The 19,765-nt window shown below is 49.7% G+C and carries 3 protein-coding genes; all 3 read left to right on the plus strand.

Translation table 11 applies throughout. The features are described 5' to 3' along the window. Positions 1 to 21: 21 nt before the first annotated feature. The 3 genes from KAI36_RS05850 to KAI36_RS05860 are packed head-to-tail and all read left to right on the plus strand — an operon-like array spanning position 22 to position 19,765. Positions 22 to 7,152: a non-ribosomal peptide synthetase gene (locus KAI36_RS05850; protein WP_220027232.1), complete on the plus strand. Its 7,131-nt coding sequence runs from the start codon at positions 22 to 24 to the stop codon at positions 7,150 to 7,152. A 13-nt stretch (positions 7,153 to 7,165) separates the two neighbouring features. Then, complete coding sequence (fabD, locus tag KAI36_RS05855; protein ID WP_220027233.1) at positions 7,166 to 8,413, plus strand: ACP S-malonyltransferase; 1,248 nt, start codon at positions 7,166 to 7,168, stop codon at positions 8,411 to 8,413. A 33-nt stretch (positions 8,414 to 8,446) separates the two neighbouring features. Then, the gene (locus tag KAI36_RS05860) at positions 8,447 to 19,765 is read left to right on the plus strand and encodes a hybrid non-ribosomal peptide synthetase/type I polyketide synthase (protein ID WP_258382257.1); all 11,319 of its coding nucleotides are present in this window, start codon (positions 8,447 to 8,449) and stop codon (positions 19,763 to 19,765) included.

Below are 19,765 nucleotides of genomic sequence, written 5' to 3' on the forward strand. Positions count from 1 at the left end.
TGTACAGATGGAGGTTTACACATGGGAGAGAAGCAGACCTATGATCTGTCTCATGGGCAGAAACGGTTCTGGGTTCAGTCCCAGCTGGACGCTCAGAGCAGCGCCTTAAATCAGTCGGTAGCCGTTCGAATCAGACAAGCTGTGAATACCGCGTATTTACAGCAGGCCCTCCATACCATCGTTGAAAGACATTTTATCCTTCGTACAGTGTTCACGGTGGTCGAAGGTGTACCGAAGCAAGTGGTGCTGGAGCAATTGACCTTAAACGTGCCTGTTGTGGATGTATCGGATACAGGGGAAGAAACAGCGTGGGCAGAGGTACAAAAAGAAATACAGACTGTGATGAATCAGCCTTTTGATCTGGAACAGAGTCCATTATGGCGGGCACAGATCTACATGCTGGCGGCAAACGACTATGTTTTTCATATTTGTATGCACCACATCATTGAAGATGGTTGGTCTATGGATCTGTTTTTTCAAGAACTGTTCCATATTTATCAGGCGTTGGAGCAAGGAACAAGCCCCCATTTGCCAGAATTGCCGATCCAATATATTGATTATGCACATTGGCAAAATCAGCAGGTGCTTACTGGAAAACTAAGCTCGCAGGAGCAATACTGGAAATCCCGATTGGATGGTGAATTGCCAAGTCTTCAATTGCCTTTGGATTTTCCGCGTCCGACCATCCGAAATGCTCCGGCGGCGGTGGAAAAGGTCATTCTGAATGCGGAATTATGCGCGGGCTTGGAGCGGTTGAACCGCACGTACGGAACCACCATGTTCATGTCGATCGTTGCCAGTCTGAATGTGTTATTAGCCCGGCTTACTCAGCAAGAGGACATTATTATTGGTACTCCTGTGGCGGGACGGAATCAAAAGCAGGTTCGAAACCTGATGGGTTTTTTTGTGAATACTCTCGTGCTGCGGAATCGACTTTCCCGAGACATTTCTTTTTCACGATTGTTACAACAAGTTAAAGATGAGTGCGCAGGAGCATACGCCCATCAGGACTATCCTTTTGACAAGCTATTGCAGGTATTGAACCGTCCGCGCCGCCTAAATCGTGCCCCGCTGTTTGACGTTCTGATTAATTTTGCAGCTGGCTCCAAAAATGAGGAGAACTTCGGGGGAATCCCGATGGAAAGAATCAAGCTGGGAAATGGTGCTGACGCGAACGAGTTTGACTTGACCATAATCGTGGAATCCGTAAATGACGAATTGGTCATATCGCTTAGCTATGGAACAGATTTGTTTACAGCCTCAACGATGTCCAGGATCGGAGCGTATTTCCGTAACATTATTGCGGGTGCCATTCAGGACCCGGAGCAGCCTGTGTGGAAAATGGATTACATGGGGGCAGAGGAACGGGCGGTCATCCATCGCGTTAATGATACGCAGAAGGCTTATCCGGCTGGAGTCACGATTACGTCCCGTATTCAGGAGCAGACGCTCCGTACCCCTAATGCAGTGGGGGTTCTGGACGGCGACATGGCTGTCACCTATAAGGAGCTGCACCTTCGCTCCAACCAATTGGGACAGCTTTTCAGTCGTTATGGAGTTCGTTCGAACTCGCTGGTTGCCATTATGGGGGATAGGGATGTCCCATTGCTTACCGCTATTTTAGGGATTATGAAGGCTGGTGGTGCCTATGTACCGATTGATCCTGAGTATCCGCAATCCCGAATCAAGTATATGCTTGACGACAGTTCGTGCCGCGTGCTTGTTACGAATTTACGTTATTTCGGGCGGACGTTAGATCATTTGCCAGACTGTATTGAAACTGTCATTTGTCTGGATGAAACGGTATGGGGAGAGTCGGAGTGGATCGTTAGACTGCGGGAGATGCGAGGGGATGAGTCTTATTTTATTCCTGTCAAAGCACAAGGGATGTCTACGGATGAGCTGAGTCTGCAAAATATTCCCAATGAAAAAGACCTGGCGTATATCATGTACACATCTGGCTCCACGGGACAGCCCAAAGGGGTGATGATGACCCATAAGGCTGTGCTGAATACGTTATTTTGGTTGCAGGATACCTTTGCTCTGGGAGCAGACGATGTCATCGCGCAGAAGACGTCTACCAGCTTTACAGACTCGGTGTGGGAATGGTTCTGGCCGCTGATGGAGGGAGCCAAATTAACGATTGTACCTGCGGATATCGTCAAAGACCCTGCACAGCTATACCCATTTATGAAGCGGGAAAAAGTGACGGTTACTCAATTTGTTCCTGCGCTCATGAATGTTTTCCTAAGTGCTGTACGAAATGCGGGGGAATCTCATCCATTGCCTGATCTAAAGTGGATTTTTAACGGGGGCGAAGCGCTTCCGGTGAATATCGTGCAGGAATGGTACACTCTTTTTCGCACAGCGAAAATCGCCAATCTATACGGCATGACCGAATCGGCCATCTATGCGACCCAGCATATCATTCAGCACAAGCCGGATGCGGGAACATTACGTATTCCTCTGGGGCTGCCGATTGCGAATACTCATGTGTATGTGCTGGATCAGGATGGACAGCTTGCCGGATTCCAAGTGCAAGGCGAGATTTGTATCGGCGGGACAGGACTGGCGAGCGGATATTGGGCCAAGCCGGATTTGACAGCCAAAGCCTTCACTACGCATCCGTTGACCGGAGAAAGGCTTTATCGAACGGGAGACTTAGGCTGTCAGACCCCGGACGGGCAATTTCAGTATCTTGGTCGAAAGGACGATCAGGTTCAGGTGCGGGGATTTCGCGTCGAAATGAAGGAAGTTGAGCAGGCGCTGGTCAGCCTTCCATCTATTCGTGAGGCAGCGGTGATTGCACATGTGGAGGAAACGGGATTAACCGGGCTGATCGGCTATTACACATTGCAGTCGCTGGAAATGACGTCAGAAGGGGTACGCGAACATCTAAAAGAACGGCTTCCCGACTATATGGTTCCCGGCCTGTTGGTCCCGCTTGAAGCCATGCCTTTGACCCCACACGGTAAAATCGACCGTAAACATATGCCAAAACCTGAGGGAAGAAGTCTTGTAGGAACAGAATATGTACCTCCAAGGGACGGTATGGAGCAAGAGCTGTCCACTATTTGGGCAGAAATTTTGGATATAGCGCAAGTGGGTGTACAGGACCCCTTTTTTGCGTTGGGTGGACATTCACTCAAGATGGCAAAAATGATTTACCGGATTCAGGAGCGCTTGCAGGTGAAAGTGACGTTCAAAGAACTTTTTGATCATCAAACCATTCGTGAGCTAGCAGATTTGCTTCGTCAAAAGACCTCTGTTCATGCAGCTTCTATCGAACCGTTGCCTGAGCAGGAGTATTACCCAGTTTCCGCCGCTCAAAGACGATTATTTGTTTTGCATCAATTGGAAGGAGAAAGTCTGAGCAATCACGTGTTCACTGCCTGGCATTTGGAAGGCAGTATCCAACGAGAGCAGCTTGAACATCTGTTTCGAACATTACTGCTCCGGCATGAAGTATTTCGAACGGGCTTTACCCTGCTGGAGGATGAGGTAGTACAGCAGATTCATTTGGATGTGGATTGGAAAATGGAATATACCGAAGGGACGGCGGCCGATATGCCGCAGATTCAGCAATCATTTTTGCGTCCTTTTGATTTGCAACAACCCCCGCTTTTACGAGTAATGCTGGTTCGATTAGCGGAGCAGAACCATGTTCTACTGCTGGATGTGCATCATATTATTTTTGATGGAATTTCTGCGACAGTGCTTATTGATGAGTTTATCTCCCTGATGGAAGGAAGCGCTCTGGAAAAACCGCACATTCAGTATAAAGACTTTGCCGCCTGGCAGCATACACAGCTCAGCGGGGAACATCTGAAAGAACAGGAAGCGTTCTGGCTGAAGATGTTCCACGAACAGCACACTGGAAAGGAAATTCCGCTTCTGAATCTGCCGGGAGATTATCCAAGACCAAGACAACGCAGCTTTGCCGGGGGCTCGCTGGAATTTAGTCTGTCGTCAGACTGTGCAACAAGTTTGCGGAAGCTGGCAACGGAGAGTGGTGCCACGTTATTCATGGTTTTGCTGGCGGCATACAATGTATTCTTGTCACGCTACAGTGGGCAGGAGGACATCGTGGTGGGTACGCCAGTAGCCGGAAGATCGCATGTTCAGCTGGAGCGGATGCTCGGTATGTTCGTAAATACACTTACGTTACGAAATGCTCCCGTACAGGAGAAGACCTTCCGACAGTTTCTGGACGAGGTCAAAGACAATGCGTTGAATGCGTTTGAGCATCAGGATTACCCCTTTGATATGCTCGTCAATCGCTTGCATCTCCAGCGGGATTTGAGTCGTAATCCGCTGTTTGACACGATGTTTCGGCTGCAAAATTTTATGGATGGCAGCAGGGAAGTGCCGGGTTTACAGGTGAAGCCTTATCCGTTGGAAAGCCCTTTTGCTTCATTTGATTTGATGCTGACCGTGGTTGAGATGCCGACTGCTAAAGGTGTAGGTGATAATCGCCGTAATGGGCTGCATTGTACCTTTGAATACAGCGCGGAACTGTTCCGCGAGCACACGGTTCGCCAGATGGCGCAGCATTTCATAGAGCTGGTGGCCCAACTGGCTTCACAGCCAGACCGCCCTATGTATGTCTACAGCCTGCTGACTCCTGCGGAGCAATCACGCATTCTTGTCGCCCGCAATGCGACTGAGCTTGCGCTTCCGGCTGACAAGCTGATGCATCACCTGTTCGAAGAACAGGCTGCACGGATGCCGGACGCCATAGCGGTAGAATGTGGGAGCCGGCGTTTGACCTATGGCGAGCTGGATGTCCTGTCCAATCGGGTGGCGAGAACATTGCGCAGCAAAGGAGCGGACGTGAATACGGTGGTTGCCTTGCTGCTGGAACGGTCGGTAGATTTGCTGACGGCGATGCTCGGCATTTTAAAGACAGGTGCTGCCTATTTGCCGATCGACCCCGACTATCCTGCGGCGCGTATTTCCTACATGCTGGAAGAGAGTGAAGCGCAATGGCTTATTAGTCGGGACACACTGCTGGATGGACTGGATTTTAGAGGCGAAGTCATTTCGTTGAATGACGAGAGTATACACCGTCAGGATGGAAAAAGGCTGGAGATTACACAGCCGGGACCCCATGATTTGGCGTATATGATTTTCACCTCAGGCTCGACCGGAAATCCGAAAGGCGTGATGATCCGTCAGGAAGCCATTGTGAACCTGATCTACGGGATTACCGAGCGAATACCGTTTCCTGAAGGTCAAACCTTCTTCTCAGTAACTACTGCTGCATTTGATATTTTTGTATTGGAAACGCTACTGCCTTTGGCGAAGGGGCTACGGGTAGTGTTATCTACGAGAGAAGAGCAGGCGAATGCTGAACTGCTGTTGGAGGCGATTCGCCGAACAGGTCCGCACTTGCTGCAAATGACACCCTCGCGGCTTCAGCTTTTGCTTATGCACCCGGAAGCAAAAGAGAGTATGCGCACGTTGCAGGTCGTGATGGTGGGAGGCGAGGCTTTACCAGAGCCATTGCTTCGTCAGACGCAGGAGATGACCACTGCGCGCATTTTTAACATGTACGGCCCAACCGAAACTACAGTCTGGTCAACTGTGCAGGAGCTTACCCAGCACGAGCGGGTGACAGTGGGTACGCCGATAGCGAATACACAAGTATATATTCTGGATGGGCAGCTCCAGCCTGTACCGGATCTTGTAGCGGGTGATCTCTGGATTGGAGGCAAGGGACTTGCATCCGGTTATGACAAGCGCCCCGAGCTAACATTCGAGAAGTTCAAAGCCAATCCGTTCCGGTCCGGTGAGCGAATGTTTAAGACCGGAGATTTGGCGCGGTGGCTGCATAACGGCGAGATTGAAGTGTTGGGCCGGATGGATGATCAGATCAAGGTCCGTGGCTATCGGGTGGAGCTGGGGGAAATTGAACAGGCGCTGCTGGATCATCCTTCCATTCGGGAAGCTGTGGTGGTACAGGACCGATCAGATGAACAGGAGAACCACTCCCTTTGCGCCTATTGGGTAGGCCAGCAGACTTTATCAGTGAGTGAGCTACGTAATCATTTGCTTGCCCGACTGCCAGAATATATGGTTCCCTCGCATTTTATTACCTTGTCGGAGATGCCCTTAACGCCGAACGGAAAAGTAAACCGTCGAATGCTGCCCAAGCCGGATCATAGCCGTCCTCTTCTTGGAGTGGAGTATACAGCACCTGCTACAGAGGTGGAAATGCAGGTCAGCCAAATTTGGGAAGAGGTATTGCACAGAAGTGAGCTTGGCATTCACGATAATTTCTTTGAGCTGGGGGGCAATTCGGTTCTGCTCATTCAAATGAATGTTCGTCTTCAGCAAATCTTTCCAGGGAAAATCAGCGTTGCAGACTGCTTTGCCTATCCGACGATTGCGAGACTTTCCGGTTTTCTGGAGCAGCAAGGAGAAAAAGCATGGACGGATGCGGAACAGGAACGATATGAGCGTCAGGAGCAATACTGGCGTCTTTACTTGGCTGAATCGTTATCTTTTATTCCGTGGAATGAGGCGATGCGGACAGATGGAGGAGCCGAAGGGCAGGCTACGTTCACCTTCACCTTACCTGCGGACCTGCTGACCACGTTACAGAAAGCAGTTTGGAGTCAGGATTTTGCCCTAACAGACTTGTTACTAGCCGTTTATACGTATGTTTTGTCACAAATGACAGGTCAGTCCGAACTGGTATTGCTCATCGGTGAAGGACACCCATTACCACATAAACAGTTCATACACCATGGACAGTCCTCTTTCCTCGCATCACAACTGACAGGGGAGAGCTTGTATCCGCTACGTGTACGATTGACGGAAAATGATGATTTTAGCGTTCTGTGCCTAGAGGTTGCTGGTCATCGCCAAAAAGCGAAAGAGACCGACCTTTACCCGATCCCAGTTATGTTGCCAAATGGGACAGGAAACGCCAATCCGTCTGCTTTTCTCCCTTGTGTGTTTTTGAATCATACGCCGACGGAACATGAGGTGACCCGACAATTTGACTGGGTGCTTCATATGAATGTGCGCGCGGAGCAGGTACGGTTCCTATGCGAATATCAAGCTGGAAAACTGAGGAAGACTTGGGCGGAACAGATGATGAAGGCCTATGTCCACGTACTGCACAAGATTGCAGACCTACTATAAGGAGGATGGAACGATGAAAAAATTAGGATTTTTATTCCCGGGGCAAGGCTCTCAATATGTAGGCATGGGTCAAAGCTTATACGATGAATATTCAGTAGCAAGAGAAACCTTTGAAGAGGCCGAGGATGCGCTGGGGTTTGATCTAAAGATGCTTTGTTTCACAGGTTCCATGGATGAGCTGACTCTGACCGCTAATGCCCAGCCTGCCATTTTGACCGTGAGCATCGCAGCTTTTCGTGTACTGATGCAGGAATTGAAGCTTGCTCCATCTCTGGTAGCGGGTCACAGTCTGGGAGAATTCTCGGCATTGGTCAGTACAGGGGCGCTTGCTTTTTCGGATGCGGTGAAAATAGTACGTCAGCGGGGCATTCTGATGCAGGAAGCTGTTGCTCCAGGTACAGGGGCGATGCTGGCGGTAGTCGGGAGTCATGAGCGTGAGGTGGATGAGGTGTGCCAGCAAGCCTCGACAGCCGGCGTATCGGTCGGCATTGCGAATTATAATTCCTCTGAGCAGCTCGTCATTTCGGGTCATACTCCTGCACTGGAGAAGGCAGAAGAGGAACTGAATCGTAGAGGAATCAAGACGATTCGCCTCAAGGTGGGCTTTCCGTTCCATACGAATTTAATGCGGAGCGCTGCGGGCAAATTTCGGGAGGAGCTGGAGAGATATGATTATGGCCGTTTTCAATGGCCTGTGCTCTCTAATGTTACAGCGACACCCTATGCGGATCGTCGTTATATCCTATCTAACCTGACGTCCCAGATGGCACGGCCTGTGCAATGGCACAGAAGCGTTCAATACATGCTGAATCAGGGTGTGAATCATTTTATAGAAATCGGCCCCAAAACCGTATTAAGAAATTTAATGACAGGTATCACCTCTACGGCTCATTCCTTTGCTTTTGAGCATCCCTCCACTCTGGAATTGCTGCGGAATGCTGATATCGAGAGCAAACCAGATGGTTTGGGTCTGGTGACCTCCTGTATTGCGATTGCGGTTTCAACCCAGAACCGGAACTGGAATAACGATGAGTATGAGCAGGGTGTAGTCGTTCCATACAAAGAATTGCAAAACCTGCGCGAACAATTGATCACAACCGGAACAGAACCAACGTTGGAACAAATGCAGCAAGCTCTGGACAAGCTAAAGTCCATTTTTGCAACCAAATTAACACCAACGGAACTACGGGCTGAACGGTTTGAGCAGATTTTCAGCAATACGCATACACGCGAATTATTTCCCGCGTTTCAGGTCAGCTAATCGCAGCGAACACGAGGAACGGAAGGGAGTACGATGATGACAAAAACAGGATTCAATCTGGCGGCTCTTCAATTCAATGAACAGGATTTTCAGGACGCGGGTCCGATCGCGGTTAATGAGCTGCGAGATTCGGATATTGCAGTCATCGGGATTAGCTGTAAAATTGCCGAAAGTGAAAATGCGGCTCAGTTTTGGGATCTTCTGCGGGCGGGGCAGGACGCCATACGCCCTTTTCCTGCCCGACGAAAAAGGGAGCTGGAGAGCCTCTTCCAAGCCGGGCTGTTGAATGAACAAACGGCATTAAATGAAGGTGGATTTCTAGAAGAAATTGATAAGTTCGACTATCCCTTTTTTCAACTTTCTCCGGCTGAAGCGCGATTGATGGACCCAAACCAGCGACTGTTTTTGGAGTCTGCCTGGGCGGCGGTTGAAGATGCGGGGTACGGTGGTAAAAAGCTTTCTGGTAGTCGGACAGGAGTCTATGTCGGCTACAGCAGTGATTTTGGTGAGGAGTACAAGCGGTTTATAGCAGAAATGGCTCCTTCATCAGCTTCTTCAGCGATTCCAGGTAATATTCATTCCATGATTGCCAGTCGGATCGCCTATCTGCTGGATTTAAAAGGGCCCAGTCTGTTGGTGGATACCGCATGTTCTTCATCTTTGGTGGCCATTCACCTGGCCTGCCGGGATTTGCGGCACGGCGATTGCGATACGGCGATTGCCGGCGGGGTGAAGGTCACACTCGTACCTATAAAAGAGGGAAAGGGCGGGGGGCTGGGTGTAGGCTCCTCGGATGACCGGACGAGAACGTTCGATAGCGTTTCGGATGGCACAGGTGGAGGAGAAGGTGTAGCCGCTGTTCTGCTCAAACCCTTGAAGCGGGCCATTCAGGATCAGGACCATATTTATGCTGTCATTAAAGGCAGTGCTGTGAACAATGACGGGACTTCAGCCGGGATTACGGCTCCCAATTCGCTGGCAGGAGAGGATGTTATTGTACGGGCCTGGAAGGATGCTGGGATTGACCCGGATACCATTACATATATTGAAGCTCATGGGACAGGCACCAAGCTGGGTGATCCAGTGGAGATTGATGGTATACGGAGAGCCTTTCGGCAGTATACCGACCGGAATCAATTTTGTGCCATAGGCTCGATCAAAACCAATGTAGGTCACCTGGATAACAGTGCGGGAATCACGGGCTTTTTAAAGGCAGTGCTCGCTTTGGAGCATGCAGAAATTCCGGCGAGCCTACATTTTACCTACCCGAACCCGGATATTAGCTTTATTGATTCGCCTGTATATGTGAATGACAAGCTGCAGCCTTGGCCCAAGGAGGATTTTCCGCGACGCTGCGGAGTCAGTTCCTTCGGGCTCAGCGGTACGAACTGCCATGTCGTTCTGGAAGAGGCCCCGGTGTGGGCTGAAACGCAGGACGGGGGGCAATTGGAGCAGGAAACCCCGGAAACGGTTCAGCTTTTTACGTTATCCGCCAAAAATGAAACAGTGCTAGCAGCCTATGTGAAGCAATATCAGCAATACGTTACGCAACCTAAAGCCTACCCGTTGCGCGATCTTTGTTATACCGCTAATACCGGACGGGGGCAATATAGCTATCGTTTGGCGATTCTGTGCCGGGATTGGGATGATCTAGGAGCAAAGCTGACTCAAATTCAGACCTCAGGCTTCAGCGGACAAGCGCAACAAAAAGAGTTCATACCGGGTGTGTATTTTGGACGTCATAAGGTTGTATCTGCACAGAAGGAAAAAGAAGCAGGAGAACTTACGCTGGAGGAGTCCAGAAGACTGACAGCATCAGCCAAAGAGAAACTGACCCAGCTTTCATTCGAGTTCGATACGCTGGATTCCCTGTGCCGTATGTATGTTGAGGGAGCAGATGTGGAATGGGGGAGCTTGTATGAAGGCAAAGCGTGCCGCAGACGAAGCATTCCCACCTATCCTTTTGAGCCTAAGCGATGCTGGATAGAGGTAGAGGAGAAGGTAGAAGTCGTTTCTCAGGCTTCCCAAGTTCGAGATTTCACAGAGATGGAAACAACACATCCGCTTTTGGACTATTGTTTGGCAGAAACCGAGGATCAGGATATTTACCTGACCCGTTTCTCTGTTGGGCGTCATTGGGTACTAAGCGAGCATAAGATTATGGAAAACTGTATTGTACCAGGAACCACTTATCTGGAAATGGTTAGGGCAGGATTGGAAAAATACAAGCGTCCAGGCAAGGTGCTGGAGCTATATGATATCCAGTTTATTTCTCCACTCATCGTGGATGAAGGAGAAGATAGAGAAGTACACACCATTTTGCAACGGGAGGGTGAGACGTTTTCGTTTAAGGTATTAAGCCGGACGGGGGGACCCTCAGTTCAGCCGTGGGAGCAGAATTGGGTAAGGCATGCACAGGGGTGCGCGGTGTTTGTAAAGGCTGCCCATCCTGTTATGAGTCTGGGCGATATTCGGGCTGAATGCAACGATCAGGAAGTAGTAGTCGGTGAGAATCATGCCGAAGCTGCTGCTGCATTTTCATTCGGGCCGCGGTGGGAGACGCTACGGACGATTGCAATTGGAACAGATCAAGTGTTGGCTAAGCTGGAGCTGCCCGCAGCCTATCATATGGATGTAAGTCAATACGTGCTGCATCCCGCTTTGTTGGATGTGGCAGTTGGGGTAGCAAGCCAGAGTTTAGGAAATGGCCTGTTCCTGCCATTTTCATATCACAAGCTGCGCATTTACGACGCCCTTCCACGGCTTTGCTACAGCTATCTGCGCAAAAAAAGCAAGGTCAGGGAAAGTGGGGAAATTTTAACGGTAGATGTGCTCATTCTGGGTGCCGAAGGTCAGGTACTGGTAGAAATTGAAGATTATGCAGTCAAACGTGTACACGAGGCGGATCTTAAACGAACCCGCTATACAGAACATCATAAATATCATCAGATTGTATGGAAAAAGCAAGAACAAGCACCCTCCGAGTATGAAGAAGATGCAGTAACCCGGTCCGCAAATGATTCAGTGTTATCCACACCGCTGGAAACGATTTTATTATTCACAGATAACCGTCCGATCGGTGTAACGCTGCGTGGACAGTTGGTGCACGAAGGGTATGATGTGGTTGAAGTGAAGCGGGGAGTCACCTTTGCTAAAATGTCAGACCATGCTTACTTCTCTACTGGTTCCGAGGAAGATCATAGACGCTTGTTGACAGAGATGCGATGTCAGAATGCTAAGAAACTGATATACCTCTGGAACGGGCAGTCTATGGTTCAGCTATTTCATCTGGCTAAGGCAATCGCAGAGACCAAGTCAGCTGTTAAGGAACTGACAGTGATCGCTGAGCAGGCTTATAAAGTGAATGAATTGGAAAATGAATTAAAACCAGAACATGCGGGCTTGTTTGGGCTGGCCCGGGTCATCGGTCAGGAATACCCTGATTTGAGCTGCCGTTGCCTCGATATAGATACAAGCACCCAGCCTTCAGAACTCATTCATTCCCTACGGCACGATGATGATACATTTCTGGTCGCTTGGCGTAACGGCGAACGTTATGTAGAGCAGATTGAACCTGTGGATCTGACGGAAAGCGAAGCTGACCCGATTACGATCAGACCGCAGGGAACCTATGTCATAACTGGTGGTACTGGCGGGCTGGGATTGGCAATTGGTAAATGGCTTGCTTCTAAAGGTCAGGTCAGACTGGGATTGATAGGTCGCAAGCCCTTGCCACCCAAGGAGCAATGGGAGGCCATTGCAAACGCTGATTCGAACGGAAGCCGTGACGTAAGACAGAACTTAAAGCCAGATATGAATACAAGGATGCTGAATACGGTTACCGCCTTGCTGGAATTGGAGCAGCAGGGAGCGCAGGTAGAATATTATGCTATCGATGTAGCTGACGAGACCGCTATGAAGCAAGCCTTGAATGAACTTCGCCACAAGTATGGGGCTATTCACGGTATCATCCATGCTGCGGGTGTGGCTGGAGACGGTTTTATAGCTCTCAAGAGCCAGGACCGCTTTACCGAGGTACTGGCTCCGAAGGTAACAGGCACACATGTGCTTGACCGAATCACCGCTGCGGATACACTGGACTTTTTTATTCTTTTTTCATCTGTGACTTCACTGATGGGTGGACCAGGCCAAAGCGACTACACGGCGGCCAACGCCTATCTGGATGCCTTTGCCGAGTGGCGGAATCACTCCGGCCGACGTACGCTTGCCATCAACTGGGCTCCTTGGCAGGAAGTTGGGATGGCTTTTGAGCATGAGGTTGATTTCCAGGAGAGCTTATTTCAGGCTCTGTCCACACAAGAGGGACTGGCCGCTCTTGAACAATTATTGCTTCATCCCGTTCCGCGTGTCATTGTGGGTGGCTTGAATTACGCTCAGGTGGCCGCGCTGGATTCCGCTGCCATCCCTTTCGGATTTTCTCATGAAATGCGGACTATTCTGGACCGTCATCGTCGGCTTCTGCATGACCATACGGTCACGTCATCCGCTGCTGTGCGACGTCCTGTACAGCTGCGTGGTCGAACGGCAGGAGAATATAGCTCATCGGAAAAGGTAATCGCAAGCATATGGGCGGAAGTGTTGGGGCTTGATGAGCTGAACATCTATGACAGTTTTTATGAGTTGGGAGGAGACTCCCTGATTGCTAGTAAAATGGTGGGGCAGATGAATCAAAGCTTGTCCAAAAAAGTGGATATGAGCGATATCTTCAACTATATTACGGTCAGCGAATTAGCCCTGTATACGGATGGAGAAGCGAAGCAGCCTCTTAAGACGGAAACGGAGCTGCCTGCACCCCAATCAGCTGACAAAAATCTGATCATTCATCCGGTGGAACAACGTGAGGTGTACCCAGCTTCCTCGACGCAGCGTCGATTTTATATGATGCGTCAAATGGCAGGACATAGCACCTTGAATAATCTATGCAGTGCGATGACCATCACCGGTAATCTGGATCATCATCGGTTGGAGGAAGCCATATATGCGGTGATTCGTCGTCATAGCTCCTTGCGCACCGCTTTTGAGTTGCGGGATAACGAACTGGTACAGAGAGTGTACCCGGAGGTAGATTTTTCGCTGGAATATAGCGAAGGGGACGGGCGCGAGCTGGAAGCGTATGTGGATGAATTTATCCGTCCCTTTGACCTGAATCGTGCGCCGCTGTTAAAGGCGAAGCTGATCCGGCTGAAGGATGATTCCCACCTCTTTCTGTGCGATGTTGACCATATTGCAGCCGATGGAGCCTCAATTGGTATTTTATTAAGTGAAATGATACAGGGCTATTCTGGACAGGATCTACCGGAACTGCCTATGCAATATGCCGATTTTACATTGTGGCAAAATCAGCGTCTGGACAGTGCCGAAATGAAAAAGCAGGAGGCATACTGGCTGGACGTATTTAAGGGGACGCTACCTGTACTTGATTTGCCTACAGATGAGCCGCGGGCAGCACAAATGAGCAATGCCGGGGATGTCTATACATTTGATCTGAATGAGGAATTAACAGCTTTGGCTAAAAAAACAGCGGTACAGCATGGGGTTACGCTCTTTATGCTTCTGTACGCTGTCTATAGTACTTTATTGGCCAAATATGCGAATCAGGAAGATATCATTATTGGCATTCCAAGCGCAGGTCGTCAGTCGGAAGAGGTCCAGCGCATGATTGGGTTGTTCATCAATACGCTGGCCCTACGAACAGCGCCAGCTGAAGATAAGCCTTTCGCAGCATATTTGCAGGAGGTTAAGAAGCACGCGCTTGAAGCCTATAAGCATGAGGATTATCCCTTTGAAATGCTGCTGAATCAGCTTGACGTACCGAGAGACCGGAGCCGGAACCCACTTTTTGATGTTCAGTTTATTTCCCAGAACTTTAGGGGGGAGCCGATGAGCATCAATGGGCTTCGCTTTACTCCGTTGGAAGCTAAGATGGAGGCTGTCCAAGTCGATCTGACAGTCATATGGGTTGAAAATGAAGGCAAGCTGCGTTTTCACTTTGAGTATGCGACCCAACTATTTAAGGGAGAGACCATACGTCGACTTGCGAGTTATTACAAGAATCTTTTACAAGAAGTTTGTGCGGATGCTTCGCGGCCGATTGGCCTTATTTCCATGAATCAGGCGGAAGAACAGCAGCGAACCCTGTATGAGTGGAACGAAACCCGGGTGAATTACCCACAGGAAAAGCTGGTTCACCAGTGGTTTGAAGAGCAGGCCGAACAGCATCCTGAGCGGATTGCTGCCGTCTACGGAGAGCATTCGCTGACTTACAGCCAATTGAATATCAGAGCTAATCAGCTTGCCCGGCACTTGCTAACTTATCATTTGGTACCGGACCAAGCTGTCGGCATCCTGGTTCCCCGTTCGCTGGATATGCTGACCAGCATGCTTGCCGTACTCAAAGCAGGAGCAGCCTATGTCCCTATGGACCCTGAACATCCGACGGAGCGGGTGGCCTACATGTTGGAGGACAGCGGCGTGTCTCTGCTCCTAACATCTGCGGGTACCGTCAGCATTGACACGCTTCGCTTTACAGGGTCTGTCATGGATGTAAGTGATCCGGCTTTGTACAGCGGAGATGCTGATCATGTAGCTTTTGCACTTGCGGGCAAGGAGCCTCTGGCACCTCACCATTTGGCTTATATTTTGTACACGTCAGGATCATCCGGTAAGCCCAAAGGAGTCATGGTTGAGCATAGAAATGTAACGAATTACATCACGGCTTTCCAGCATGAGTTCCATCTAACGGCTGAGGACGTAGTGCTCCAGCAGGCAGCCATTACCTTTGATGCTTCCGTAGAGGAAATCTACCCTACATTGGCAGCAGGGGGAACGCTGGCTATGGTTTCACGGGATGATCTGAAGGACATCCAATTGCTGAACCAATTCATTCGCCAGCAACAAGTGACCGTGGTTAGCGCCTCGCCGTATATTTTAAATGAGCTGAATCAACTGCCCCCTTTCCCGCATATTCGCACTTATATTAGCGGGGGGGATGTGTTGAAAAGTGAATATGTCACCCAGTTGTTGCGCTCGGCAAAGGTCTACAATACGTACGGACCGACAGAAGCGACCGTCTGTGCTACCTATTATTGTGTGCCGGATATTCCAGCTGTTCATCCATTGCCTGTCGGACGACCTGTAGCCAATGCTGAGGTATACATCATGAATCGCAGTGGTACGGATGTTATGCCTATCGGGGTACCCGGTGAAATATGCATTTCAGGCTGGGGCGTTGCACGCGGCTATATGAACCGCCCCGAACTGACGCAGCAGCAGTTTGTAGCAAATCCGTGGATACCGGGTGAGCGGATGTACAAAACGGGTGATCTGGGCAGATACCTCGAAGATGGGCAAATTCAATTTTTAGGAAGAGTCGATCAGCAGGTTAAAGTGCGGGGTTACCGCATCGAGCCGGGCGAGATTGAAAAATCGTTGCTCCAGCACCCACATATACAGGATGGAGTTGTGTTGGTTCAGGAAGTCCAGCCTGGTATGCATGAGCTATGCGCCTATATCGTTACAGATCAGGAATTGTCGGTGGCAGAACTGAAGACCCATCTATCGGTAACCTTACCTGAATATATGATTCCGTCTTACTTTGTTCGAGTCGATGTGATCCCGTTAACACATCACGGAAAAATCGACCGTCATGCTTTACCGCAGGTTAATGAAAGTATCAAGGTCGGTACGGCCTATGTGCAGCCAGCTTCACCCCTGGAAGAGCGCCTGGTTGAGCTTTGGTCGGAAATTCTGCATCGGGAGCAGATTGGCACACAGGATGACTTCTTCCTGCTAGGTGGACAATCCTTGCTGGCAACCAAGCTGGTCTACCTTATTAACAAGGAATGGAATGTAAATCTGACATTACGCGACTTCTTCCGGGCAGGTACGGTTCAAGGGTTAGCGACATGGATAGAAGAAATTCAATCGGGCCGTGAACGTGGTGTATTAGTGGAACAGGGCGGATTAATCAAGCCCTTTAATCTCCGGCAAAAGCCATTGTTCCGCGTTCAGGTTATTCATCAGCCTGCCAACCGTCATTTGCTGTTCATTGATATGCATCATATTATTACGGACGGTCTTTCCCAAGAGATAATCGTCGAGGAATTTGCTCGTTTATACGGGGGCATGAACTTACCGGAATTGACGATCCAGTATAAAGACTATGCCGTGTGGCAGCGTGAGTTTTTGAACAGTGTGGAATTCCGTCAGCAGGAGCAGTTTTGGCTGGAGCTTTTTCAAGGGGAAATTGCAGAGCTGGAATTGCCTACGGATTATTCACGCCCCGATGTGAGAAGAGGTGAAGGGCAAGCTGTTCATTTTGAGCTGGATCGGGAATGGACGTGGAAGTTAAAACGCTTTGCCCTGCAACAAAATGTCACGGTATTTATGGTTCTATTGGCGGCCTATAACCTATTGCTGGCCAAAGCCAGTGGGCAGGAAGATATTATCGTCGGCATTCCGGTATCCGGCAGAACTCATGCGAGCCTGAGTCCTCTTGTCGGCATGTTCGTCAATACGTTGGCCCTTCGCAACACGCCGAAGAAGGACATAACAGTGCACGAATTTTTAATGCAGGTAAAGGAACGCTCTCTCCAGGCTTTTGAGCATCAGGACTATCCGTTTGAGCAACTGGTTGAGAAGTTGAATTTGGCTGGCAAAACAAGCCGCAATCCGCTGTTCGATACCATGTTTGCATTATTGAACGAGTCTTCCCGTACCATCGTAGAATTACCCGGCCTGAAACTGACTCCATGTGATGAAGCGGAGTATACAGGAGCACAATTCGATTTAACATTTACCGCAGCCATGACCGACGAGCATATCGAATGTATCTTTCAATACGATGTAGATCTCTTTACCGGGGAGACGGTGGAACGCTTGGGCCGGGAATTCCTTCAAATCTTACAAACTGTCCTTGTCAATCCACAGCAAAAGATTGGAGAGCTTCGGATAGAAGAGGTGGCTGTTGACCCGAATCAGCGGGTCAGAGGGGAAGTACTTGAGTCAGCAAGCGTCCATAAGGAAGAGGACTGGGTGAGTGAGCTTGCCGTAGCAGCTTCGGAATCGGTGAACGAGGCGGAATGGAAGACACTCGTCCATGATTTCAATCAGACAGACATGGATTCGGGGTCCGTAAAGCTGTTACATCAATATTTCGAGGATCAAGCAAGCCGAAACCCTGAGCAGATCGCTCTCATTTCCGGTCAACAGGAGATCAGCTACGGAGAAGTGAATCGACGGGCGAATCTGGTCGCACATAGCCTACTGGACTCCGGTACCCGGCCGGAGCAAGTAGTAGCTATTGTCATGGGACGCTCACTGGAAATGATTGTTGCTTTATTGGGCGTGTTAAAAGCAGGGGCGGCGTACCTCCCCATTCATCCAGCCGATCCAAAGGAACGGATTCGCTACATCCTGGCAGACGCTGAGGCCGATTGGATACTGACCCATCAGCAATGCCATGCCAACTGGATAGATGAAGGAATCCAGCAGGTCATCGACGTTGATTTACTGTGTCAGGATCAGCAAGAACGAGGCAATCCAGAGCTTGTCATCCAGCCTGATCATCTGGCTTATGTCATCTTCACCTCCGGCTCAACCGGGCAGCCCAAAGGGGTGATGGTGGAGCATCACGCCTTTAGTGCGCGAGTGGTATGGCTGGCACAACAGCTTGGTTTAAGGGAGCAGGACACGGTGCTGCAAAAAGCATCCTATACCTTTGATGGTTCCATCGTCGAGCTTTTCAGCTGGTTCATGGGCGGAGGAAGATTGGTGTTATTGGAGGCAGGTGCAGAAACGGATACCCGTCAAATGCTGGATACCATTCACAGGCATCAGGTTACAGTGGCTTTCTTCATTCCTACCGTGCTGCAAATGTTTTTGTCAGAGCTTTCAGTCGAGGATACGATCCAAGCAGCCACTTTGCGTTGGGTCATGTCGGGTGGCGAACAGATAGGCCAGGAGCAGGTGCGAAGTTTTAATCTGAAGTTCCCGGAAGCGAGATTACTTAATCTGTATGGGCCTACGGAAGCCAGTGTGTTTGCAACAGCCTATACGTGTACGTCTGTATCTTCCGAAGGTCCGATTCCGATCGGGCGGCCTGTGGGCAACACCCGGGCGTATATTTTAAATCAGGAGCTGGCGTTGGTTGGTTTGGGGCAGGTAGGAGAGCTTTGTCTGGGAGGGTGCCATCTGGCACGCGGGTATGTACATCTGGATGGACTTACGGCAGAGCGTTTTATCCCCAATCCTTTTGTACCAGGTGAACGAATCTATCGGACAGGCGATCTTGCCCGGATGCTGCCTAGCGGCGAGATTGTTTACTTGGGACGGTCGGATCAAATGGTGAAAATCGGGGGCTACCGGATTGAGACGGGTGAAATTGAAACAGCTCTCTTGCAAAATAACGACATTCAGCAGGCGGCTGTACTTGATTTGACAGATGAGCAGGGCAATAAGTATTTGTGCGCTTATCTGGTTGTGCAAACCGACTGTACAGTTCGAGAACTGCGGGCATTTTTGCTGGAACAATTGCCGGAATATATGATTCCTTTACGTTTTGTGAAGGTTGAGACGATGCCTCTAGGTTCAAGCGGAAAGCTGGACCGTAAGGCGTTAAATACCTTGGGGGTAGAGTTGCCTTCCGGCAAAGAACATACACCGCCCCGCAACGAAATGGAACAGCAACTGCTCCTGTTGTGGGCGGACATTTTCAAAACAGGCGCAGTAGGTATAGATGATCATTTCTTTGAGTTTGGCGGAGATTCATTGCTCGCTTACCAGTTCATTTTGCGTGTGCGTCAAATGTTGGCCATCGAGATTACTTTAAAGGAACTTTTTGCAGCTCCGACTATTCGACAACTTTCAGATCACATAAGCTCCAGAAGAGTTGAGTGTCATCACGAGGATGAAGCGACAGTCCGTTCCTTGATCCCTGCTGCGACTCCAAACGCCCATTATCCGGCCTCGTCTGCTCAAATGCGTCTATTTATGATGCACGAGCTGAATCCAGAGGATCTAAGCTACAATCTGCCGGGTGCCATGATGCTGGAAGGAGAACTGGACATGGCCAGACTTGAGGGAGCCTTCCAAGCGCTTATTCAGCGTCACGAAGCTTTTAGGACCACATTTGATGTGATCAACGGCGAGATTGTTCAGCTTATTCATGAATCTGTTCCGTTTGCCATTGAGTTTTTCAGAACAGAGGAAACCGAGATTAGCAACATACTTCGGGGCGATGGAAAGCTTATGAGAGAAGTCATCCCAGTTCAGCAGCATGCACTGTCATCAGTAAAAGTAGAGAAAAAAGAACGCCGACGGAGGGAGATTTAG

This window comes from Paenibacillus sp. S02 (genome assembly GCF_019454065.1).
GTDB classification, from domain to species: domain Bacteria; phylum Bacillota; class Bacilli; order Paenibacillales; family Paenibacillaceae; genus Paenibacillus; species Paenibacillus polymyxa_B.

What these genes read in the sequence shown, in the direction of transcription:
- fabD (WP_220027233.1), top strand. Translation starts at nt 7,166, where the DNA reads ATGAAAAAATTAGGATTTTTATTCCCGGGGCAAGGCTCTCAATATGTA.
- KAI36_RS05850 (WP_220027232.1), top strand. Translation starts at nt 22, where the DNA reads ATGGGAGAGAAGCAGACCTATGATCTGTCTCATGGGCAGAAACGGTTC.
- KAI36_RS05860 (WP_258382257.1), top strand. Translation starts at nt 8,447, where the DNA reads ATGATGACAAAAACAGGATTCAATCTGGCGGCTCTTCAATTCAATGAA.